Raw genomic sequence first — 21,102 nt, forward strand, 5'->3', positions numbered from 1 at the left:
AATGGCGGGATTAATTACGGTCTAAATCGATATCAATGGCCAGTGAACGAATTTCTTTCACCAACACATTGAATGATTCAGGCATACCCGCATCAATTTTGTGCTCACCCTTGACGATGTTTTCGTACACTTTAGTACGACCATTCACGTCATCCGATTTCACAGTCAACATCTCTTGCAAGGTGTATGACGCACCATACGCTTCCAGTGCCCAAACCTCCATCTCACCGAAACGTTGGCCACCGAATTGCGCTTTACCGCCCAATGGCTGCTGTGTGACCAGGCTGTAAGGTCCAGTAGAACGTGCATGCATTTTGTCATCAACCAAGTGATGCAGTTTCAGCACGTGCATGTAACCCACAGTGACCGGACGCTCGAAAGCATCACCGGTACGGCCATCAAACAATTTGACCTGTGTTTTGCCAGCATGGAATTGCAGTTTCTTGGTGTGCTCGTCTTCATCCGGGAAAGCCAGATCCAGCATGGCACGAATATCAGACTCTGCTGCACCGTCAAATACCGGGGTTGCAAATGGCACGCCGTGTTTCAGGTTAGTAGCCAGGTCGATTACTTCCACATCTGTCAGGCCAGCAATATCTTCTTTCTTGCCAGTGCTGCTGTTGTAGATCTTATCGAGGAAGCTACGGATTTCGGCCACTTTCGCTTCAGCTTGCAACATGTCACCCAGGCGTTTGCCCAGACCTTTAGCAGCCCAACCCAAGTGGGTTTCCAGAATCTGGCCAATGTTCATACGTGAAGGAACGCCTAGTGGGTTCAACACGATATCCAATGGGGTACCGTCAGCCATGTGCGGCATATCTTCAACCGGACAAATTTTGGAGATCACGCCCTTGTTACCGTGACGACCCGCCATTTTGTCACCAGGCTGAATACGACGCTTCACTGCCAGATAGACTTTAACCATTTTCTGTACGCCTGGTGGCAATTCGTCACCCTGCGTCAGTTTACGTTTTTTCTCTTCGAACTTGTTATCAAATTCGACACGCGCCTGGCTCAAGCTGTCTTTCAACTGCTCCAGCTGACGTGCGGCTTCTTCGTCGCTCAGGCGGATATCAAACCAGTCATAACGGCCAACTGTTTCCAGGTATTCAGCAGTCACGCTGTCGCCTTTTTTCAGTTTGTTAGGACCACCGGTAGCCGCTTTGCCATTTAACAAACGGCTGATACGGCCAAAGGTATCGTCTTCCACAATACGCATCTGGTCGCCCAGATCTTTTTTGTAGTGAGACAGTTGGTCATCAATAATCTGCTGTGCACGGGTATCACGGTCAATACCTTCACGTGTGAATACCTGAACGTCGATCACCGTACCGGTCATGCCTGAAGGCACGCGCAGTGAAGTGTCTTTTACGTCAGAAGCTTTTTCACCGAAAATCGCACGCAGCAATTTTTCTTCTGGGGTTAAAGTGGTTTCACCTTTAGGTGTCACTTTACCAACCAGCACGTCACCGGCTTCGACTTCAGCACCGATATAGATAATACCGGAGTCATCCAAACGACCCAGCATACGCTCGGACAGGTTTGAAATATCACGGGTAATCTCTTCAGGTCCCAGTTTGGTATCACGAGCCACTACTGACAACTCTTCAATGTGAATTGAAGTGTAACGGTCATCAGCCACCACGCGCTCGGAAATCAAAATCGAGTCTTCGTAGTTATAACCGTTCCAAGGCATAAAGCCTACCAGCATGTTTTGACCTAAAGCCAATTCACCCATGTCAGTTGAAGCACCATCTGCCACCACGTCACCGCGAGAGATAACATCACCGACTTTAACCAACGGACGCTGGTTGATATTGGTGTTCTGGTTAGAACGTGTGTATTTGGTCAGGTTGTAGATATCGACACCGACTTCATCCGCTTGCGCTTCAGCATCGTGTACACGAATCACAATACGGCCTGAATCTACATAATCGACGATACCGCCACGACGGGAAGTAACTACAGTACCCGAGTCAATCGCAACCGTACGTTCAATACCGGTACCAACCACTGCTTTTTCAGCACGCAGGCAAGGAACAGCCTGGCGTTGCATGTTGGCGCCCATCAATGCACGGTTCGCGTCATCGTGTTCCAGGAATGGAATCAGTGAAGCCGCCACAGATACAATCTGTCCTGGCGCCACGTCCATGTACTGTACGCGCTCCGGCTGCGTCATCGTAAATTCATTGTGGAAACGCGCAGAGATCAGGTCTTCTTTGAAGCTGCCATCTTTTGCCACTTCAGTGTTTGCCTGGGCAATCACATATTGGCTTTCTTCAATCGCAGACAGGAAGTTGATCTGATCACTGACTTTGTTGCCTTCAACCAAACGGTACGGTGTCTCAAGGAAACCATAGTCATTGGTACGTGCATACAAAGCCAAAGAGTTGATCAAACCAATGTTTGGACCTTCTGGCGTTTCAATAGGACATACACGGCCATAATGGGTGGTATGTACGTCACGCACCTCGAAACCTGCACGTTCACGGGTCAAACCGCCTGGGCCCAGGGCTGAGATACGGCGCTTATGCGTGATCTCGGACAATGGGTTGGTCTGGTCCATAAATTGTGACAACTGGCTGGAACCAAAGAACTCACGGATCGCGCTAGACACTGGTTTAGCGTTGATCAAGTCATGCGGCATCAGGTTTTCAGATTCCGCTTGTGACAAACGCTCCTTAACAGCACGTTCAACACGCACCAGACCGGCACGGAACTGGTTTTCAGCCAGTTCACCCACTGAACGGATACGACGGTTACCCAGGTGATCAATATCGTCAATCTCGCCACGACCATTGCGCAACTCAATCAATACACCAATCACTGCCAGGATGTCTTCGTTTGACAACACATTGGCACCAGTGTCACCTTGTGGACCTACTTTTTCATAGAAACGGCGGATCCAGGCAGCAGAGCGATCTTCCAGCTTGGTTGGGTAAGCACGACGGTTAAATTTCATGCGGCCAACGACAGAAAGGTCGTAACGATCTTCAGAGAAGAACAAACCGTTAAACAAGGCTTGAACTGCATCTTCGGTCGGTGGTTCACCAGGACGCATCATGCGGTAAATCGCTACACGGGCGCTGTACTGATCTGGGATTTCATCACTACGCAAAGTTTGCGAAATGAAATCACCGTGATCCAGGTCATTAGTGTAAATGGTATCAACCTCACTGATTTTGGCAGCCACCAGTTTTTCCAGCAAAGCCGGAGTGATTTCATCATTTGCGTTAGCAATCAATTCACCACTGTCTGTATCGATAATATTTCTGGCAATCGCACGACCCATAATGAAGTCAGTCGGCACAGCCATCGCTTTAATGCCGGCTTTTTCAATGTCGCGTATATGTTTAACTGTTACGCGCTTGTCTTTAGCGACCAGCACGTTACCGTCTTTATCAGCGATATCAAATTTAGCCATTTCGCCACGCAGACGATCAGCTACCAACTCAAATTCCAGGCCTTTAGGACCAATATGGAAAGTGTCAGTATCGTGGAATGTTTCCAGGATTTGTTCAGGGTTGTAACCCAATGCTTTCAGCAGAATCGTCACTGGCATTTTGCGGCGACGGTCAACGCGGAAATACAGGTAATCTTTAGGGTCAAACTCAAAGTCTAACCATGAACCACGGTAAGGAATAATACGTGCCGAGAACAGCAGTTTACCGGAGCTGTGTGTTTTACCACGGTCATGTTCAAAGAACACACCCGGGCTACGGTGCAATTGGGACACGATGACCCGCTCAGTACCGTTAATGACAAAAGAACCGTTTTCGGTCATGAGTGGCAATTCACCCATGTACACTTCTTGCTCTTTCACTTCTTTCACCGTTGGTTTGGAAGCTTCGCGGTCCATGATGGTCAAACGGACTTTAACGCGCAATGGCACGGCATAAGTCAGGCCGCGTTGTTGACATTCTTTGACGTCAAACGGCTCTGCACCCAACTGGTAGCTCACATAATCCAGACGTGCATTCTCTGAATGGCTGACGATAGGGAAAATGGAACGGAAAGTCGATTCCAGACCTTGGTCTTTACGTTGGTCTACTGCGACATTTTCTTGCAGGAATGATTTGTAAGATTCCAGCTGCATAGCCAGCAAGTACGGAACCTCTTGAACACTGTCGCGCTTAGCAAAGCTTTTGCGGATGCGTTTCTTTTCGGTAAAGGAATAGCTCATAGCGTCTCCTGAGATTTTGAGGGTAGAAGACAAAACACTTTTCATCCACTGCAATGTTTTGACATCTAACTTCGCATTTAAAAACAGCCACTTAATTAACTACGCTAGCTTAACTATATGCGGCCACATCACTACTTTTACAACACCTGTACTGACAATGACAGCTATTAATAATCTGTAACGCCAGAAACGGCGAAGGCCGACGGTTGCCCGTCAGCCCTGCCAGTAGCACAATGATGAATTATTTCAATTCAGCAGTCGCGCCAGCTTCGATCAATTTCTTAACAGCAGCTTCAGCGTCAGCTTTGCTTACGCCTTCTTTAACTGCTTTAGGTGCGCCGTCAACTACGTCTTTAGCTTCTTTCAAGCCCAGACCAGTCAATTCACGAACCGCTTTAATCACGCTAACTTTGTTGTCGCCAGCGCTGTTCAAGATAACATTGAATTCAGTTTGCTCAGCAGCAGCAGGTGCAGCAGCACCGGCAGCAGCGCCACCAGCAACTGCAACAGCAGCAGCAGAAACACCAAACTTCTCTTCGATTTCTTTAATGAATGCGGTCAGTTCTAATACGGTTTTGTTACCGATTGCATCCAAAATATCAGCATTTGAAATTGCCATGATAATAATTTCCTAAAATAAATTTGATTAAAATTAAGCCGCTTGCTTTTCTTTGTCGTCGCGTACTGCTGCAACGGCACGAGCAAACTTGGTTGGGATTTCGTTGAGCATACCAGCCAGTTTGGACAGCAACTCTTCGCGGCTCAATGTAGACGCTAATGCTTGCACACCGGCAGCATCCAGACGCTCATTAGGCATCGCACCTGCTACTAGCTTGAACTGATCATTGCTTTTGGCAAAGTTGCTCATCACTTTAGCAGCGGCCACGGCGTCTGCAGAAATACCATAGACGAGTGGACCAACCATGTCGTCAGCCAATGCTGCAAAAGGTGACCCTTCTACCGCACGACGAACCAGGGTATTTTTCAACACACGCAGATATACACCTGCATCACGCGCATCTGCACGCAGTTTCGTCATATTGGCAACGCCAATACCACGATACTCGGCAAGTACGATTGACTGTGCATTCGCCACTTGTGCGATTACCTCGGCAACGACTTCTTTTTTCTCTGTAAGATTAAGACTCAAGGTCTGTTCTCCTTCCGTTAATGAAAGCCCGACTCACATCGAGCCACTCACGGCGTCCTTGTTCAGGGCATGGATATATCCTGTTTCGGGGATCGCCATCTGCGTTGGCTTTTAAATACCTGTCAGCAGAGGATTTCTCACCCACTCACAACGCATTTATCAATTAAGTAAAACACCAACGGTCTTTGATGCTCTTGAGTCCGCATTAAATTCAATGATGACTCAAGCCCAAAGTACTTGCCTGATCCGTGATGGATCAGGACTTGATTCTTAAGCTGCTACTGAAGTTTGATCTACACGAACGCCAGGACCCATAGTGCTGGAAACGGAGAGTTTTTTCAGGTATACACCTTTGGAGCTTGTTGGCTTAGCTTTGTTCAATGCATCCAGCAATGCTGCCAGATTGCCTTGCAACTGTTCAACAGTGAATGAAGCACGGCCAATAGTGCAGTGAACGATACCACCTTTGTCTGTACGGTATTGTACTTGACCAGCTTTAGCATTTTTAACTGCAGTCGCTGCATCAGGTGTCACGGTACCTACTTTTGGGTTTGGCATCAAACCACGTGGACCCAACACTTGACCCAGAGCACCCACGATACGCATCGCATCAGGGGTTGCAATCGCTACATCAAAGTCCAGCATGCCGCCTTTAACTTGCTCAGCCAGGTCTTCAAAACCAACGATGTCCGCACCAGCTGCTTTAGCCGCTTCCGCTTGTGCGCCTTGTGCAAACACAGCAACGCGTACAGACTTACCGGTACCGTTAGGCAATACAATCGCGCCACGAACTAGCTGATCAGATTTACGTGGGTCAATACCCAGGTTTACTACTGCATCAACAGATTCGTTAAATTTGGCAGCAGCGCCTTCTTTAACCAGATTCAGTGCATCACTTACTGGATACAGTTTGTTGCGGTCAATTTTCGCGCGCAACGCATCAATTCTTTTACCCATGTTATACACCCTCCACTTCGATACCCATACTGCGTGCGCTACCAGCGATGGTACGTACAGCAGCATCCATGTCAGACGCTGTCAGGTCAGGCATTTTTGTTTTAGCAATTTCTTCAGCTTGCGCACGAGTGATTTTGCCAACCTTGTCTGTATGAGGACGTGCAGAACCTTTTTCCAGCTTGGCGGCTTTTTTAATCAGCACCGTTGCTGGCGGGGTTTTCATGATAAAAGTAAAGCTCTTGTCAGCAAACGCAGTAATCACGACTGGTACTGGCAGACCTGGTTCAACGCCTTGAGTGGCAGCGTTAAACGCTTTACAGAATTCCATGATGTTCAAACCACGTTGGCCCAGTGCTGGACCGACTGGTGGGCTTGGGTTGGCTTTACCTGCAGGGATCTGCAGCTTGATGTAGCCAATGACTTTCTTTGCCATTTTTGACTCCTTAAATGGGTACAAGCGCTCTTTTGAGCTCCCCGTTGAAAATTACTACTAAACGTTTACTACTAAACTGTTGCTAATCAATGTCTTAGATTTCTTTTTCGACCTGCGCAAAATCCAGTTCAACCGGTGTCGCACGCCCAAAAATCACTACAGAAACGCGTACTTTGTTTTTGTCGTAATTGATCTCTTCGACACTACCTGAGAAATCCTTAAATGGACCGTCGATCACGCGCACGCTCTCGCCTTTTTCGAAGGTCATTTTCTGTGTCGGATTTGACTTACTGTCATCCATACGACGCAGAATAATCTCAACTTCTTTATCTTTAATAGGAGTAGGACGTTGCGCTGAGCCACCAATGAAAGAAGTTACACGTGGTGTGCTTTTTACCAAATGCCAGCTCTGGTCTGTCATTTCCATCTGCACCAGTACATAACCCGGGTACAGGCGACGCTCTGAGATGGTCTTTTGACCACCCTTCATCTCAACAACCTCTTCAACCGGCACCAGAATGTCACCAAATTGATCTTGTAAGTTAGCCCTTACAATACGCTCTTCCAAACCGGCTTTAACGGATTTTTCCATGCCGGAGAACGCTTGAACTGCATACCAACGCATTGATGACATTAAGCACCTCGACCCATAATCCATTGCACCATGTAAGCAAAACCGATATCTACCAACGCCAGGAATGCAGCCATAATCATTACCAGCACAATCACTGCCAGTGTGGTTTGCATGGTTTCCTGACGCGTTGGCCAAACAACACGTTTTGCTTCCGCAATCGACTCATTAAAAAAGCTAAGCGCCTGTTTTCCTTGCGGGGCAGTCCATGCCACCGCTACAGACGCGACAATACCTGCCAGGACGGCAAGTATTCTAACAACCATTGCTTTATCTTCTAAAAGATAAAAACCGGCAATCCCCACAGCCAGCAACAACAGGGACAAAGCCAGTTTGATTTTATCGATCATAACCTTAACTTTATATTTTTCACACTCTATCACTGGATATCAGCTACTAGGTGTTTGGCAGGCCAAGAGGGTCTCGAACCCCCAACCCTCGGTTTTGGAGACCGATACTCTACCAATTGAGCTATTGGCCTGTACTCTTTAATGTAAAACCTGCACGGGTTGTAGTGCAGGTTTTACTCGATTAAATCTAATTACTCGATGATTTTAGCGACGACGCCAGCACCAACGGTACGGCCACCTTCACGGATAGCAAAGCGCAAGCCGTCTTCCATCGCGATTGGCGCAATCAGCGCTACCGAGATAGAAACGTTATCACCTGGCATCACCATTTCGGTACCTGCTGGCAATTCAACTGCACCAGTCACGTCAGTCGTACGGAAGTAGAACTGTGGACGGTAGCCGTTGAAGAATGGTGTATGACGACCACCTTCATCTTTACCCAACACGTAGATCTCTGCTGTGAATTTAGTGTGTGGCTTGATTGAACCTGATTTTGACAATACTTGACCACGTTCGATATCTTCACGTTTTGTACCACGCAGCAATACACCTACGTTGTCGCCTGCCTGACCTTGATCCAGCAGTTTACGGAACATTTCAACACCGGTACATGTCGTCTTAACCGTTGGCTTGATACCAACGATTTCGATTTCGTCACCAACTTTAACAATACCACGCTCGATACGGCCTGTTACTACAGTACCACGGCCTGAGATAGAGAATACATCTTCTACTGGCATCAGGAAGGTACCGTCGATGGCACGCTCTGGCATTGGGATGTAGCTGTCTAAAGCTTCAGCCAGTCTGAAGATGGCTGGTTCGCCGATCTCTGATTGGTCGCCTTCCAAAGCCAGCTTAGCTGAACCGTGGATGATTGGTGTGTCATCACCCGGGAAGTCGTATTTGCTTAGCAATTCACGCACTTCCATTTCAACCAGCTCTAACAACTCAGCATCATCAACCATGTCTGCTTTGTTCAGGAACACGATGATGTATGGAACACCAACTTGGCGTGCCAACAGGATGTGCTCACGTGTTTGTGGCATCGGGCCGTCAGCAGCTGAACATACCAGGATTGCGCCGTCCATCTGGGCAGCACCGGTAATCATGTTTTTTACATAGTCGGCGTGACCTGGACAGTCAACGTGGGCGTAGTGACGGTTAGCTGTCTCGTACTCAACGTGCGCTGTGTTAATGGTAATACCACGTGCTTTTTCTTCTGGCGCCGCGTCAATCTGATCGTAAGCCTTCGCTTCACCACCAAATTTCTTAGTCAATACAGTGGTGATAGCCGCTGTCAATGTTGTCTTACCGTGGTCAACGTGACCAATCGTACCAACGTTCACGTGTGGCTTGGTACGTTCGAATTTGCCTTTTGCCATGATGTTTTCCTTTATTGATACTGAAATGCCAATAAATAATTGTGTTATTCACAAATTACGCGACGCGGATGACACCATCCTGAAACGCCACTACTTAACCACAGATGCTATTAAGCCCTATGTTACGAAGCCTATGTCTTCATAGAGCAAAACTGGTGCCCATGGCGGGAATCGGACCCGCGACCTCTCCCTTACCAAGGGAGTGCTCTACCACTGAGCCACATGGGCGCTTCATGCAATCATTGCTGTTGGAGCGGGCGACGAGGTTCGAACTCGCGACATCTTGCTTGGAAGGCAAGTGCTCTACCAACTGAGCTACACCCGCAATATGCAGAACACCCAAGGAAGGCTCTCACCATCCCGCTTTTACTCAAAGCCCACAGACAGTAATTTGGTGGAGGGGGCTGGATTCGAACCAGCGTACTCTGAGAGAACGGATTTACAGTCCGTCGCCTTTAACCACTCGGCCACCCCTCCAAAATCGACCGCGATTATCGCGGCTAATTCAATCAGCGTCAATGCTAACTGTATTTAAATCTATGGTGCCGGGTATCGGAATCGAACTGATGACCTTCGCATTACAAGTGCGCTGCTCTACCAACTGAGCTAACCCGGCATTTCGGAAAGGCGCAACTATAGCACTTTTTTATTAGTTTTATCTAGTGCTTTGAGAAATTTTTTATTCTCGGCCAAAAAGATTGTGCATCATCAATGTGCCATTATTGTGATGGCAGGTTTTTTACAAATACGTAAACTTACTTGACGACTTTAAGGTGGGATTTTTTTGGAGTACCAGGCTCGGATGTTTCAGGCTTGGGCAGTTCTGCGCTTCTTGATGGCTCAGGCGCATTGCCATCTGCAACTTCAAAGAACATGCCCTGACTGTTTTCCCGGGCAAATACGCCTGCTACACGCCCAATCGGCACATAAATATGCTGGGCGACGCCACTGAAACGCGCTGAAAACACCACCGCATCATTATCAATATGCAGATCTTTCACTGCGGTGTAGTTAATATTCAGTACGATTTCACCATTTTTCACAAACGCCATTGGCACACGCGTATGCGCGTCCACCTTCACCAACAGATGTGGCGTCAATGCATTATCGACACACCATTCATGTATCGCGCGTATTAAATAGGCAGTGGTTGGAATCAATGTGCTCATACTGACTTTTCCTTGGAAAAACAGCGCGGGAAAATATCACCGCGCTGTGTATATGCGAACTAAAAATTACTTGCGCATGGCCTTTTCAGAAGGGGTCATTGCTTCGGCATACATAGGGCGGGAGAACAAACGCTCTGCATATTTCAGCAATGGTGCAGCCTGGTTAGGCAATTCAATGCCGTAATGACCCAAGCGCCATAACAATGGTGTAATGGCGACATCCAGCATGGAGTATTCATCACCCATCAAGTAGTTTTGCTTGCTGAAAATCGGCACCAGTTGTGTCAGATTATCGCGTATCACTTTGCGTGCGCGCTCAACTCTTTCATCTTCGCCAGATTCGATATCTTTAATGTGGTTAAACAGATCTTTTTCAAAGTTATAAAGATACAAACGTGCACGGGCGCGCATAACCGGGTCAGCCGGCATCAGTTGCGGATGCGGAAAGCGTTCGTCTATGTACTCATTAATAATATTGGCTTCTGACAATACCAGGTCACGCTCTACCAGCACCGGCACTTCGCCGTAAGGATTCAGTATGGCGAGGTCTTCAGTTTTGTTGGTGAGGTCAACATCAATGACTTCAAAGTCCATACCCTTTTCAAACAGCACGATACGGCAACGGTGGCTGTAAGGATCGACAGTGCCCGAATACAATCTCATCATAATCATTTTTCCCTATAAAAAAAGACACCAAGGCCAAGGCCCTGGTGTCGGACTTGGTTGCTGCTTACCGTATGTCTTTCCAGTATTCAGCTTTGATTTTCTTCACCAAGACTAACAGCACAGACAAGAACAGCAGCACCGCTACACCAAGCCACAGACGGGATTGTTTAGCAGGCTCAGCCATAAATGCCATAAAGTTGGTTAAATCACCTGCAAACTGGTCGTATTCTTCAGGACTCAATTTACCGGCTTTTTCCAGTTTCAGTGTATGTGTTTCATGATCCAGCACTTGCACACCCTGCAGCTCATACAACACGTGTGGCATTGCCACTTTATCAAACACCAGGTTATTCCAGCCGGTCGGACGGCTGTCATCCTTGTAGAAACTGCGCAAGTAGGCATACACCCAGTCAGCACCACGTGCGCGCACTTCCACACTTAAATCCGGAGGTGCAGCACCAAACCATTTTTTGGCATCTTTCGGGTTCATGCTGACACGCATGGTCTCGCCAACCTTCTCACCGGCAAACAGCAAGTTATCCTTGATCTGCTTGTCGGTCAGGCCAATGTCCTGCAAACGGTTGTAACGCATGTAATTGGCACTATGGCAGTTGAGGCAGTAGTTCACAAAAATCTTGGCCCCACGCTGCAAAGAGGCTTTATCACTCATGTTAATCGGTGCCGTTACATCAATATGCACCTCATTTGCTAAAGCAACGCCTGAAACCAGCAATGCCACACTGGCAAATGCCTGAATAAATAATTTCTTTATCATTTGTATGTCACCCTTTCCGGCACTGGTTTGGTTTTGTCCTTTTTGGTGTACCAGGGCATTAATACAAAATATGCAAAGTAAATCACCATACAAATACGGGCAACCACGGTCGCACGATCTGCGCGTCCCAGCCATGGCCCGAATTGACCCCAGACATCGCCAGGAACCGTTCCCAGGTAACCCAGAATGACAAAGCTAATGACGAAAGCAGTCAACCAGCGCTTGTACAATGCGCCACGGTAGCGAATCGACTTGACCGGACTTCTATCCAACCAGGGCAGGAAAGCGAATGCAACAACTGACAAGCCCATCGCCACTACCCCAGGGAATTGTGAAATACCGATAGGCGGCACCGCACGCAAGATGGAGTAATAAGGTGTGAAGTACCAGACCGGTGCAATGTGTGCCGGTGTTTTCAGCGGATCAGCAGGAATGAAGTTATTAGCCTCTAGGAAGTAACCACCCATTTCCGGCATAAAAAACACGATAGCGAAGAACACCATCAGGAACACCACCACACCCACCAGATCTTTCACTGAGTAGTATGGATGGAAAGGAATGCCATCCAGTGGAATACCGGTTTCCTTGTCTTTATGCTTTTTGATCTCCACGCCGTCAGGGTTGTTGGAACCGACTTCATGCAAAGCCACAATATGCACCGCTACCAGACCCAACAGCACCAATGGCAGCGCAATTACGTGGAATGCAAAGAAGCGGTTCAATGTCGCATCTGACACCAGGTAGTCACCACGCAACCATTCTGATAAATCCGGACCGATAAACGGCACGGTAGAGAACAGGTTCACAATCACCTGCGCGCCCCAGTAGGACATTTGCCCCCATGGCAGCAGGTAGCCGAAGAACGCCTCACCCATCAATACCAGGAAAATACCTACACCAAACAGCCAGATCAGTTCGCGTGGCGTTCTGTATGAACCATAGATAATGCCACGGAACATATGCAGGTAAACCACCACAAAAAACATGGAGGCGCCAGTCGAGTGCATATAACGAATAATGTTTCCGCCAAACACGTCCCGCATGATGTATTCCACCGAAGCAAATGCCAATTCAGCATCCGGTTTGTAGTTCATGGTCAGGAAAATACCGGTGACGATTTGCAGCACCAATACTAATAAAGCCAATGAACCGAAGAAATACCAGAAGTTGAAATTTTTTGGTGCGTAATACTCGGTAAGGTGTCCTTTGATAGTACTGGTCAGTGGGAATCTGGCATCAACCCAGTCCAGCAAACCAGCGGCAATTGTATTTTTATTAGTTGCCATGATATTTAAGCCTCCGCCTTTTTGTCATCACCAATCAAAATGGTGGTTTCTGTCAGATATTGGTGTGGCGGAACAACCAGATTGGTTGGTGCTGGCGAGCCTTTGAATACCCGGCCAGTCAGGTCAAACTTGGACCCGTGGCATGGACATACAAAACCACCCGGCCAGTCTGCTGTTTGCGCAAAATTGTCATTAGGCGAACAACCCAGATGCGTACATGTACCCAACATCACCGCAAACTCTGGTTTAATCGCGCGCGCCTTGTTTTTACAATATTCAGGCTGCTGTGGCACTTCCATATTAGGATCAGACAAATCCCCATCATGCTTGTCCAATATGGCCATCATTTCAGGCGAGCGGCGCACAATCCACACCGGCTGACCGCGCCATTCGGCCGTCATTTTTTCGCCTGGTTTCAGCTTGCTGATATCTACTTCAACTGGTGCACCAGCGGCTTTGGCACGCTCACTAGGCAACATACTGCCGACAAATGGCACCGCCACAGCAGCGACACCGACAGCACCGGTGGCAGCAGTTGCTTTCACCAAAAAGTCGCGTTTTTGCAAATCCACCTCAGATGGCGCGCAAAACGACAAACAGTTGCTGTCAATTTTGTTTTCTGACATTGGCTTCCTTAATCTACCCTTGTGAGGTAACAGTGTGATCAAAACTTGAGTCGCGATTATACATTTTCCGCATACACAAGCCAAATTTAATTCAATAAGTGATTGATATTAATAAATTAAATAGGGTTTTCGACTTCAATGAAAATGTGCTCAATTGCGTAATTTTCTGCCAACCATTGCCCTAATGCCTGAATTCCGTAGCGTTCTGTGGCATGGTGTCCGGCTGCAATATACGCGGTGCCGGTTTCCTGCACAGTATGCCAGGTAGGCTCGGAAACTTCACCACTGAGGAACACATCAATATTGGCTGTCACTGCTTGCTGAATATAGGACTGCGCTGCGCCAGTGCACCAGGCAACTGTGCGCACTTGCCGGTCAGGCTCGCCCAGGAGTTGCGCCTGGCGGTTTAACTGCTTGCTGACATGATTGCTTAGTTGTTGCAGCGAAATATCGTCAGGCAACACTGTCATCGGCAGCATGTTTTTATCATCAAGGTAGCGCACTATCGGCCAGCCCAACACTTTACCCAGCTGCACATTGTTGCCAACGTCGGTGTGCGCATCCAAAGGCAAATGGTAAGCGAGCAAGCTGATGTCGTGAGTCAATAACTGCTTGAGACGGTTTCGCTTCATTCCTGTGATTTCAGCAGGCTCGCCGCGCCAGAAATAACCATGATGCACTAGGATTGCATCTGCGTCCGCTTCAATCGCAGCATCAATCAATGCCTGGCTGGCCGTGACGCCGGTGACGATGCGCCGCACTTCTCGCCGCCCTTCCACCTGCAATCCATTCGGGCAATAGTCCTGAAATCTGACAACTTGCAAAAAATTAGCTAATTCACTAACAAGACGATTCAATTCCATCTCTGACTCTCATATACTAATCAACTATTAAGACAACCTTTTTCTGGCCGCCATGCGACAACTCTGGACTATCTTCTCACAAGCAGTCACCGTCTGCCTCGGTATTCTGTTTGTGATGAAATTATTTTATCCTAACCTGCTGATGCAGCCGAGCAATCAGAAGGTCATCATTAAAGAATCCAACTCCGGCATTCAAACCGCAGCCATCGCAAAAGCAGGCTATCGCAGCGCAGTAAGCAAAGCGACACCTTCTGTGGTCAATATCTTCACCACTGCACGTATCAGCCAGGATCCGCACCGCGCTTTAAAAAATGATCCCTTGTTCCGCCATTTTTTCGGGGAAGAAATGGAAGAAGAAGATGAACAGCCTGAAAACAGCTTAGGCAGTGGCGTGATTGTGAGTGCTGATGGGCTGATTCTTACCAATAATCATGTGATCAGTTCGGCGGACCAGATCGAAGTGGCCTTAAGTGATGGCAGCAAGTCTTCCGCCACAGTGGTTGGTACAGATCCTGAGACTGATGTCGCCGTGCTAAAAATCGACCGTAAGAACTTACCTGCGATTACATTCAGCAATAGCGAACAAATGAAGGTTGGCGATGTGGTGCTGGCGATTGGCAATCCGTTCGGCGTTGGTCAAACGGTCACCCAAGGGATTATCAGCGCACTTGGCCGCAACCATCTAGGCATTAATACGTTTGAGAATTTTATCCAGACGGATGCTTCTATCAACCCTGGTAACTCCGGTGGCGCCTTGATTGATATCAACGGCAACCTGATCGGCATCAACAGTGCCATTTATTCGCGCAATGGCGGCAGCATGGGCATAGGCTTTGCGATTCCGGTCAGCATCGCCCAGCAAGTCATGGAACAAATTACTTCCAGTGGATCGGTGACACGAGGCTGGATAGGCATTGAGGCGCAGGACATTACACCTGAGCTTGCCGAATCGTTTAATTTAAAAAATATTGATGGCTCTCTGATTGCGGGTGTGTTGCTTGATAGCCCAGCGGATAAAGCCGGCTTACGTCCTGGCGACATCCTCACAGCCATCGACAAAAAACCGGTGACCGATAGTCAGTCGATGTTGAATATTATCGCTATGCTCAAACCACGGGAGAAAGCGACTTTATCTATTCTGCGTACGGGTAAAAAAATGGATATCGACCTTGTCGTGGGTAAACGCCCACTTCCGAATAAGATACCGAAATAACTTATACAGAAGTTGGATCGCTGGTTCTCGGTGGCAACCAGCGCACTACCAGCAATCCAGATTCGTATAGTATCCATAATGGAATGGCGAGCATAAACTGGGAAACAATATCCGGTGGTGTAAAGATCGCTCCCACCACAAAGGCACCGACAACCACATAGCCGCGCGCCTCTTTCAGTTGCTCCAGTGTAACCCAACCCATCAATGCCATCAGCACAACAGCGACCGGCACTTCAAATGCAAAACCAAAAGCCATAAATAGGCCGATGACAAAATCCAGGTACTCCGCAATATCGGTCATCACCGCCACGCCTTGTGGTGCACTGCCGATTAAAAATCCGAATACCACTGGGAAAACCGCGAAATAGGCGAATGCCATGCCAATAAAAAACAGGAACAGCGATGCAACCAGCAAAGGCAGCATCATGCGCTTTTCGTGCGCATATAAACCTGGTGCCACGAATGCCCAGCACTGGTAAAGAATCCAAGGCAAAGCAACCAAGAACGCCGCCAGCATGGTCACTTTCATTGGCACAAAGAATGGTGTAGTGACAGCCGTGGCAATCATTTGCGCCCCCTGTGGCAATTTAGCCAGAAGTGGCGCGGCCAATAGGCTATATAACTTATCGGCAAACGGAAACAGGCCGACAAATATAAGCAGCAAACCGATCACGGCACGCAACAGACGGTTGCGCAATTCAATCAGGTGGGAGATAAAGTTTTCGGTAGGCGTCATGAATGAACAATTACTTAAGATTTATGTTCATCGGTAAACATATCGGCAGTATCAGCAGTAGCTTTCGGCTTTGTTTTGCGTGGACGAGGAACACCTGCACTACCAGGTGCCAAACTTTCTGGAGTAGCACTACCTTCTGAAGTAGCACCTTCCACAGTGGCTGACTGATTAAGCTCATCTGCCGCTTTAGAACGCCGAGGTGGTTTGATGACAGCTTGTTCTGATGTTAAATTCTTTACTTTCGCCTGACGGGGTTTGCGCGGCTTTTTTACGCCCTGCACCGAGGCTGGCTCGTTCACTTGTGATGTTGGCGGCAGAATACTTTGCTCAATATCGGCATAATTTTGCTGCAGGCTGGACTGCACCTCCTCCTGCAATTTCTGCAATTCTGCAAAGCGCGATTCACGATTCACTTCGTCTTTAACTTGCGTCACAAAGCGCTGCAAGCGCCCAAAAAAAGCGCCCGCAGTGCGGGCGACTTTTGGCAGTTTTTCCGGCCCGATCACTATCAATGCGACAATAGCAATCACCACCATTTCGGAAAAAGAAATATCAAACACAATGAATCGCTGTCGTTATTTATTTCTGTCAGACAACTCGTCGGGCTTGGATTCGCCTTTACCGTCATTCACGGCTTTTTTGAACTCATTCACCGCGCCACCTACATCACTACCAATATTGCGCAGTTTCTTAGTACCAAATACCAGTACCACAATCAGCAACACGATCAACCAATGCCATAAACTAAAGCTTCCCATCACAATCTCCTCTAACCAGGTAGCGCTTACGCCGCTGCACCGCCACCATAGACATGCAAATGAATATGGAACACTTCCTGCCCACCTTCACGGCCCACATTCATCAACGTTTTGTATCCTACCAAGCCTTGATCCGCCGCCAGTTTTGGCGCCAGCAACATCATTCCGCCCAGCAAATCCTGATCTTCAACAGTACAGTCTTTCAATGTTTCGATATGCTTTTTCGGCACAATCAAAAAATGCGTTTTAGCCATGGGACGGATGTCATGAAACGCAATGACATTACCGTCCTCATAAATAGTTTTTGAAGGAATGTTACCAGCCACGATCTTGCAAAAAATACAGTCTGCATTCATTCTGACCTGCTCGCTTTCTCCGCAATACCCGACAAACCTTCGCGACGTGCCAGTTCATTCAGTACATCCTGCGCGCTCAAACCGACATGGCTCAGCATCACCAATGTATGGAACCACAAATCTGCGGTTTCATAAACGATTTCATCAGCATTGCCACCTTTAGCAGCAATCACAGTTTCGGTCGCTTCCTCACCAATTTTCTTCAGGATACTGTCCAGGCCTTTGGCATACAGTCTGGCCACATATGAAGATGCAGGATCAGAAGATTTGCGCTGCTCCATTAATTCAGACAGCCGATCTAGTACATCACTCATGATAAATCGCTTTCGGGTCTTTAATGACAGGCTCAACCGTCACCCAATCATCGCCTTGCAACTGTTGGAAAAAGCAATTGTGTCTTCCTGTATGACAGGCGATACCACCCTGTTGTTCAACCGTGAGCAAAACCACATCATTGTCGCAATCAAGGCGGATATCGTGCACGATTTGCGTATGCCCGGACTCTTCACCTTTGTGCCAGAGTTTGTTGCGCGAGCGCGAGAAATACACGGCATGACCAGTCTCGCGCGTCAGCTGTAAAGCTTCGCGGTTCATCCAGGCAAACATCAGAATCTTGCCTGAAGACTGTTCCTGTGCAATCACGGGCACAAGACCATCGTCAGTCCAGGCCACTTGATCAATCCAGTTCATCGCACTTCCAACCCGTGTTGACGCATATAGTCTTTCGCTTGCTGCACCGTGTATTCACCATAGTGAAAAATGCTGGCGGCCAGTACCGCATCCGCACCGCCCAGTGTCACACCATCCACCAAATGCTGAAGGTTACCCACACCACCGGATGCAATTAATGGCACCGCTACTGCATCACTAATCGCTCTGTTAAGTGGATTATTAAAACCGATCTTGGTACCGTCGCGGTCCATGCTGGTGACCAATAATTCGCCTGCACCCAGGTTGACCATCTTGCGAGCCCATTCAACAGCATCTAATCCGGTAGCATTACGGCCACCGTGGGTAAACACTTCCCACTCAAATGGCTTGTTATCCACTTTTTTGGCATCGATGGCAACAACGATACATTGTGAACCATAACGGCTCGCAGCATCTTCAACCACTTGGGGATTCAGCACTGCAGTTGTATTGATACTGACTTTGTCCGCACCGGCATTCAATAAACGCCTGACGTCTTCAACTTTGCGCACACCACCACCGACAGTGAGCGGAATAAATACTTTTTCTGCCACACGCTCGATAATATGCAGAATCAGGTCGCGGTCATCAGAACTGGCGGTGATATCGAGAAAGGTCAGTTCATCTGCCCCTTGCTCGTTGTAGCGCTGGGCAATTTCTACCGGGTCTCCGGCATCGCGCAGCTCAAGAAAGTTAACACCTTTAACCACACGGCCATTGGTGACATCCAGGCAGGGAATGATGCGTTTAGCACATCCCATTACGCGCTAAGCTCATCGGCCAAGGTCTGGGCTGCTGAGAAATCCAAAGTGCCTTCATAAATTGCACGACCGGTAATCGTCCCGATAATACCTTCAGCCTGCACCGCGCATAATTTGCGCACATCATCAAGATTGGTAACACCACCACTGGCAATCACTGGAATGGTCAAGGCTTGCGCCAAAGCGACAGTCGCTTCAATATTCACGCCATTGAGCATGCCGTCCCGGCCAATATCAGTGTAGACGATGCTTTCCACACCGTAATCTTCAAATTTCTTTGCCAGGTCAATCACATCGTGACCAGTCAATTTTGACCAACCATCTACTGCAACTTTACCGTCTTTAGCATCGAGGCCAACCATGATCTGGCCAGGAAATGCATAACACGCTTCATGCAGGAAACCCGGATTCTTGACGGCAGCGGTTCCAATAATGATATAACTGATGCCGTCATCCAGATAACGCTCTATCGTATCCAGATCACGAATACCACCGCCAAGCTGGATAGGAATATCCCCTCCCACTGCAGCCACTATAGATTTAATCGCATTTTCATTAATCGGTTTACCGGCAAATGCGCCATTCAAATCAACCAGGTGCAAGCGTTTGCCGCCCTGATCTACCCAATGCCTGGCCATCGCCGCTGGGTCTTCAGAAAATACGGTGGACTCTTCCATCAGCCCCTGCTTCAAACGTACGCAGTGACCATCTTTTAAATCAATTGCCGGGATAATTAACATGCTGTTTTAATGTAGATATGTAACGGGTTTGGACAAAATTTAGGGAAACGCACTTATGGTTTCCAGTTTACAAAATTACGTAAAAGTTGCAAGCCTGATTCTGCACTCTTTTCCGGGTGGAATTGCACGGCAAACACATTGTCACGTGCAATCGCACATGTATAGTCAAACGGATAAGCCGTTGTCGCTGCGGTTAGCGCCGCTTCGGCAGGGTCTACATAATAACTATGCACGTAATAAAAGCGCGCCTGGTCAGGAATATCTTGCCACATGGCATGCTCATCGACTTGGTGCACCTGGCTCCAACCCATGTGCGGCACTTTTAATTTGGCACCCTGGATATCCACCATTTTATCGGCAGGGAAACGTTTCACTTCGCCTGGATAAATACCCAGACCAGGCACGCCGCCTTCTTCAGAATGCTCAAACAGCATTTGCAAACCGATACAAATACCAAAAAATGGCTTTTCACGGGTAGCTTCAACCACTGCCTGGCGTAAACCACGCATATCCAGCTCACGTATACAGTCAGGCATCGCGCCTTGCCCGGGAAACACTACACGCTCAGCTGCAGCAATTAATTCCGGGTCACTGGTGATCTCTATACTCACCTCTGGCGCCACCGCCTTCAAGGCATTCGCCACGGATCTTAAATTACCCATGCCGTAATCAACAACGGCCACTTGCAAACGATTCATGGTTTGACTATCAACTTTTTAACGAGCGTCTTTGTAAGAAGCGATTTTATAACGAGCCTTTGGTGGATGGCATCATACCGGCCATGCGCAAATCAGGCGTGATTGCCATGCGCAATGCACGGCCAAATGCCTTGAAAATGGTTTCGGCCTGGTGATGCGCATTGTGACCTTTAAGGTTATCAATGTGCAGTGTGATCAGTGAGTGATTGACGAAGCCCTGAAAAAACTCGTAGAACAGGTCGGCATCGAACTCACCTATCATTGCGCGCACAAACTTGCAGTCAAACTCCAGTCCCGGACGGCCGGATAAATCCAGCACCACGCGGCTTAATGCTTCATCCAATGGCACATAGCTATGACCATAGCGCGTAATCCCTTTTTTATCACCTAGCGCCTTTGAAAAAGCCTGACCGAGGGTGATACCGATATCTTCCACAGTGTGGTGACCGTCAATATGCAAATCACCTTTGGCGTGCACTTTCAAGTCGATCATGCCATGACGGGCAATTTGATCAAGCATGTGGTCCAGAAAGCCCAATCCACTTTTTAAGTCCGACTGACCTGTACCGTCCAGGTTGATCGCAACAGTAATTTGGGTTTCGAGAGTATTGCGCGTAACTTCAGCTTGGCGTGACATAGTGGGAAAAGGTAATCACAGGGATTTAGCAAATAATACAGG

At 48.1% G+C, this 21,102-nt stretch carries 25 protein-coding genes and 5 tRNA genes; 1 reads left to right on the forward strand and 29 read right to left on the reverse strand.

Annotated features, from left to right (window positions below; genetic code table 11):
* Positions 1-10: 10 nt before the first annotated feature.
* The 19 genes from rpoB to LPA26_RS08535 form a co-directional block, all read right to left on the reverse strand.
* Complete coding sequence (gene rpoB, locus LPA26_RS08445) at positions 11-4,183, reverse strand: DNA-directed RNA polymerase subunit beta (RefSeq protein ID WP_229007979.1); 4,173 nt, start codon at positions 4,181-4,183, stop codon at positions 11-13.
* Positions 4,184-4,424: 241 nt separating this feature from the next.
* On the reverse strand, positions 4,425-4,802 hold the full coding sequence (gene rplL, locus LPA26_RS08450) for a 50S ribosomal protein L7/L12 (protein WP_055831503.1): 378 nt from the start codon (positions 4,800-4,802) through the stop codon (positions 4,425-4,427).
* Positions 4,803-4,835: 33 nt separating this feature from the next.
* A complete protein-coding gene (gene rplJ / locus LPA26_RS08455; RefSeq protein WP_055831501.1) occupies positions 4,836-5,333 on the reverse strand; it encodes a 50S ribosomal protein L10 in 498 nt (165 codons plus the stop codon).
* Between the two features lie 270 nt (positions 5,334-5,603).
* Positions 5,604-6,290, reverse strand: coding sequence for a 50S ribosomal protein L1 (rplA, locus tag LPA26_RS08460; protein WP_055831499.1), 687 nt, complete (start codon positions 6,288-6,290; stop codon positions 5,604-5,606).
* Position 6,291: 1 nt separating this feature from the next.
* Entirely contained in the window at positions 6,292-6,723 is a 432-nt protein-coding gene (gene rplK / locus LPA26_RS08465) for a 50S ribosomal protein L11 (protein WP_055831497.1), read from the reverse strand.
* 94 nt (positions 6,724-6,817) lie between these two features.
* A complete protein-coding gene (gene nusG / locus LPA26_RS08470; protein WP_055831496.1) occupies positions 6,818-7,357 on the reverse strand; it encodes a transcription termination/antitermination protein NusG in 540 nt (179 codons plus the stop codon).
* Positions 7,357-7,704 (reverse strand): preprotein translocase subunit SecE, encoded by a 348-nt coding sequence (secE, locus tag LPA26_RS08475; RefSeq protein ID WP_055831494.1) that lies wholly within the window; start codon positions 7,702-7,704, stop codon positions 7,357-7,359. The genes nusG and secE overlap by 1 nt, the downstream gene beginning before the upstream one ends.
* A gap of 55 nt (positions 7,705-7,759) precedes the next feature.
* Positions 7,760-7,835 (reverse strand) — tRNA-Trp (locus LPA26_RS08480).
* Between the two features lie 60 nt (positions 7,836-7,895).
* Positions 7,896-9,086, reverse strand: a complete 1,191-nt coding sequence (gene tuf / locus LPA26_RS08485) for an elongation factor Tu (protein WP_229007977.1) — start codon at positions 9,084-9,086, stop codon at positions 7,896-7,898.
* A gap of 153 nt (positions 9,087-9,239) precedes the next feature.
* Positions 9,240-9,314: transfer RNA gene (locus LPA26_RS08490), tRNA-Thr, on the reverse strand.
* Positions 9,315-9,335: 21 nt separating this feature from the next.
* Positions 9,336-9,411: transfer RNA gene (locus LPA26_RS08495), tRNA-Gly, on the reverse strand.
* Positions 9,412-9,478: 67 nt separating this feature from the next.
* Positions 9,479-9,563 (reverse strand) — tRNA-Tyr (locus LPA26_RS08500).
* Between the two features lie 63 nt (positions 9,564-9,626).
* Positions 9,627-9,702 (reverse strand) — tRNA-Thr (locus tag LPA26_RS08505).
* Positions 9,703-9,841: 139 nt separating this feature from the next.
* Positions 9,842-10,255, reverse strand: coding sequence for a ClpXP protease specificity-enhancing factor (locus LPA26_RS08510; protein ID WP_229007980.1), 414 nt, complete (start codon positions 10,253-10,255; stop codon positions 9,842-9,844).
* Positions 10,256-10,321: 66 nt separating this feature from the next.
* Positions 10,322-10,921 (reverse strand): glutathione S-transferase N-terminal domain-containing protein, encoded by a 600-nt coding sequence (locus LPA26_RS08515; RefSeq protein WP_055830862.1) that lies wholly within the window; start codon positions 10,919-10,921, stop codon positions 10,322-10,324.
* Positions 10,922-10,985: 64 nt separating this feature from the next.
* Positions 10,986-11,696: a cytochrome c1 gene (locus LPA26_RS08520; protein ID WP_229007981.1), complete on the reverse strand. Its 711-nt coding sequence runs from the start codon at positions 11,694-11,696 to the stop codon at positions 10,986-10,988.
* A complete protein-coding gene (locus LPA26_RS08525; protein WP_055830051.1) occupies positions 11,693-12,982 on the reverse strand; it encodes a cytochrome bc complex cytochrome b subunit in 1,290 nt (429 codons plus the stop codon). Before LPA26_RS08525 ends, LPA26_RS08520 begins: the two co-directional genes overlap by 4 nt.
* 5 nt (positions 12,983-12,987) lie before the next feature.
* Positions 12,988-13,608 carry a ubiquinol-cytochrome c reductase iron-sulfur subunit gene (gene petA / locus LPA26_RS08530; protein WP_055830053.1) on the reverse strand — a complete coding sequence of 207 codons (621 nt, stop codon included), beginning with the start codon at positions 13,606-13,608 and terminating at the stop codon, positions 12,988-12,990.
* A gap of 116 nt (positions 13,609-13,724) precedes the next feature.
* A complete protein-coding gene (locus LPA26_RS08535; RefSeq protein WP_229007982.1) occupies positions 13,725-14,471 on the reverse strand; it encodes a Nif3-like dinuclear metal center hexameric protein in 747 nt (248 codons plus the stop codon).
* Positions 14,472-14,523: 52 nt separating this feature from the next.
* On the opposite strand from LPA26_RS08535, the gene LPA26_RS08540 reads away from it, so the two are divergent.
* Positions 14,524-15,684, forward strand: a complete 1,161-nt coding sequence (locus LPA26_RS08540; RefSeq protein WP_229007983.1) for a S1C family serine protease — start codon at positions 14,524-14,526, stop codon at positions 15,682-15,684.
* A gap of 1 nt (position 15,685) precedes the next feature.
* On the opposite strand, the gene tatC is transcribed toward LPA26_RS08540, so the two are convergent.
* Genes tatC through hisB form a run of 10 tightly spaced genes read right to left on the reverse strand, consistent with a single transcriptional unit; the run spans position 15,686 to position 21,060 of the window.
* On the reverse strand, positions 15,686-16,420 hold the full coding sequence (gene tatC, locus LPA26_RS08545) for a twin-arginine translocase subunit TatC (protein ID WP_229007984.1): 735 nt from the start codon (positions 16,418-16,420) through the stop codon (positions 15,686-15,688).
* A gap of 14 nt (positions 16,421-16,434) precedes the next feature.
* Positions 16,435-16,980 carry a Sec-independent protein translocase protein TatB gene (gene tatB / locus LPA26_RS08550; RefSeq protein ID WP_229007985.1) on the reverse strand — a complete coding sequence of 182 codons (546 nt, stop codon included), beginning with the start codon at positions 16,978-16,980 and terminating at the stop codon, positions 16,435-16,437.
* A 15-nt stretch (positions 16,981-16,995) separates the two neighbouring features.
* The gene (gene tatA, locus LPA26_RS08555) at positions 16,996-17,178 is read right to left on the reverse strand and encodes a Sec-independent protein translocase subunit TatA (RefSeq protein ID WP_055830061.1); all 183 of its coding nucleotides are present in this window, start codon (positions 17,176-17,178) and stop codon (positions 16,996-16,998) included.
* A gap of 26 nt (positions 17,179-17,204) precedes the next feature.
* Entirely contained in the window at positions 17,205-17,534 is a 330-nt protein-coding gene (locus LPA26_RS08560) for a histidine triad nucleotide-binding protein (RefSeq protein ID WP_229007986.1), read from the reverse strand.
* Positions 17,531-17,848, reverse strand: coding sequence for a phosphoribosyl-ATP diphosphatase (locus LPA26_RS08565; protein WP_229007987.1), 318 nt, complete (start codon positions 17,846-17,848; stop codon positions 17,531-17,533). Before LPA26_RS08565 ends, LPA26_RS08560 begins: the two co-directional genes overlap by 4 nt.
* The gene (gene hisI, locus LPA26_RS08570; RefSeq protein ID WP_229007988.1) at positions 17,841-18,224 is read right to left on the reverse strand and encodes a phosphoribosyl-AMP cyclohydrolase; all 384 of its coding nucleotides are present in this window, start codon (positions 18,222-18,224) and stop codon (positions 17,841-17,843) included. The genes LPA26_RS08565 and hisI overlap by 8 nt, the downstream gene beginning before the upstream one ends.
* Positions 18,221-18,985 carry an imidazole glycerol phosphate synthase subunit HisF gene (gene hisF / locus LPA26_RS08575; protein WP_229007989.1) on the reverse strand — a complete coding sequence of 255 codons (765 nt, stop codon included), beginning with the start codon at positions 18,983-18,985 and terminating at the stop codon, positions 18,221-18,223. The genes hisI and hisF overlap by 4 nt, the downstream gene beginning before the upstream one ends.
* On the reverse strand, positions 18,985-19,725 hold the full coding sequence (gene hisA, locus LPA26_RS08580; RefSeq protein ID WP_229007990.1) for a 1-(5-phosphoribosyl)-5-[(5-phosphoribosylamino)methylideneamino]imidazole-4-carboxamide isomerase: 741 nt from the start codon (positions 19,723-19,725) through the stop codon (positions 18,985-18,987). The genes hisF and hisA overlap by 1 nt, the downstream gene beginning before the upstream one ends.
* Positions 19,726-19,778: 53 nt before the next feature.
* Positions 19,779-20,423: an imidazole glycerol phosphate synthase subunit HisH gene (gene hisH / locus LPA26_RS08585; protein ID WP_229007991.1), complete on the reverse strand. Its 645-nt coding sequence runs from the start codon at positions 20,421-20,423 to the stop codon at positions 19,779-19,781.
* 46 nt (positions 20,424-20,469) lie between these two features.
* Positions 20,470-21,060 (reverse strand): imidazoleglycerol-phosphate dehydratase HisB, encoded by a 591-nt coding sequence (gene hisB / locus LPA26_RS08590; RefSeq protein ID WP_055830074.1) that lies wholly within the window; start codon positions 21,058-21,060, stop codon positions 20,470-20,472.
* Positions 21,061-21,102: the final 42 nt, after the last annotated feature.

Origin of the sequence: Methylophilus sp. Leaf408 (assembly GCF_916856905.1) — a bacterium.
Taxonomy (GTDB): domain Bacteria; phylum Pseudomonadota; class Gammaproteobacteria; order Burkholderiales; family Methylophilaceae; genus Methylophilus.

Excerpts from the sequence above, each read along its gene's own strand:
- hisA (WP_229007990.1), bottom strand. The coding sequence starts at position 19,725 with ATGTTAATTATCCCGGCAATTGATTTAAAAGATGGTCACTGCGTACGT.
- tatA (WP_055830061.1), bottom strand. The coding sequence starts at position 17,178 with ATGGGAAGCTTTAGTTTATGGCATTGGTTGATCGTGTTGCTGATTGTG.
- LPA26_RS08510 (WP_229007980.1), bottom strand. The coding sequence starts at position 10,255 with ATGAGCACATTGATTCCAACCACTGCCTATTTAATACGCGCGATACAT.
- rplL (WP_055831503.1), bottom strand. The coding sequence starts at position 4,802 with ATGGCAATTTCAAATGCTGATATTTTGGATGCAATCGGTAACAAAACC.
- LPA26_RS08565 (WP_229007987.1), bottom strand. The coding sequence starts at position 17,848 with ATGAGTGATGTACTAGATCGGCTGTCTGAATTAATGGAGCAGCGCAAA.
- secE (WP_055831494.1), bottom strand. The coding sequence starts at position 7,704 with ATGATCGATAAAATCAAACTGGCTTTGTCCCTGTTGTTGCTGGCTGTG.
- nusG (WP_055831496.1), bottom strand. The coding sequence starts at position 7,357 with ATGTCATCAATGCGTTGGTATGCAGTTCAAGCGTTCTCCGGCATGGAA.
- LPA26_RS08520 (WP_229007981.1), bottom strand. The coding sequence starts at position 11,696 with ATGATAAAGAAATTATTTATTCAGGCATTTGCCAGTGTGGCATTGCTG.
- hisI (WP_229007988.1), bottom strand. The coding sequence starts at position 18,224 with ATGAACTGGATTGATCAAGTGGCCTGGACTGACGATGGTCTTGTGCCC.
- LPA26_RS08535 (WP_229007982.1), bottom strand. The coding sequence starts at position 14,471 with ATGGAATTGAATCGTCTTGTTAGTGAATTAGCTAATTTTTTGCAAGTT.
- LPA26_RS08525 (WP_055830051.1), bottom strand. The coding sequence starts at position 12,982 with ATGGCAACTAATAAAAATACAATTGCCGCTGGTTTGCTGGACTGGGTT.
- LPA26_RS08560 (WP_229007986.1), bottom strand. The coding sequence starts at position 17,534 with ATGAATGCAGACTGTATTTTTTGCAAGATCGTGGCTGGTAACATTCCT.
- rpoB (WP_229007979.1), bottom strand. The coding sequence starts at position 4,183 with ATGAGCTATTCCTTTACCGAAAAGAAACGCATCCGCAAAAGCTTTGCT.
- LPA26_RS08540 (WP_229007983.1), top strand. The coding sequence starts at position 14,524 with ATGCGACAACTCTGGACTATCTTCTCACAAGCAGTCACCGTCTGCCTC.
- hisB (WP_055830074.1), bottom strand. The coding sequence starts at position 21,060 with ATGTCACGCCAAGCTGAAGTTACGCGCAATACTCTCGAAACCCAAATT.
- rplA (WP_055831499.1), bottom strand. The coding sequence starts at position 6,290 with ATGGGTAAAAGAATTGATGCGTTGCGCGCGAAAATTGACCGCAACAAA.
- tuf (WP_229007977.1), bottom strand. The coding sequence starts at position 9,086 with ATGGCAAAAGGCAAATTCGAACGTACCAAGCCACACGTGAACGTTGGT.
- LPA26_RS08515 (WP_055830862.1), bottom strand. The coding sequence starts at position 10,921 with ATGATGAGATTGTATTCGGGCACTGTCGATCCTTACAGCCACCGTTGC.
- petA (WP_055830053.1), bottom strand. The coding sequence starts at position 13,608 with ATGTCAGAAAACAAAATTGACAGCAACTGTTTGTCGTTTTGCGCGCCA.
- tatC (WP_229007984.1), bottom strand. The coding sequence starts at position 16,420 with ATGACGCCTACCGAAAACTTTATCTCCCACCTGATTGAATTGCGCAAC.
- hisF (WP_229007989.1), bottom strand. The coding sequence starts at position 18,985 with ATGGGATGTGCTAAACGCATCATTCCCTGCCTGGATGTCACCAATGGC.
- hisH (WP_229007991.1), bottom strand. The coding sequence starts at position 20,423 with ATGAATCGTTTGCAAGTGGCCGTTGTTGATTACGGCATGGGTAATTTA.
- rplK (WP_055831497.1), bottom strand. The coding sequence starts at position 6,723 with ATGGCAAAGAAAGTCATTGGCTACATCAAGCTGCAGATCCCTGCAGGT.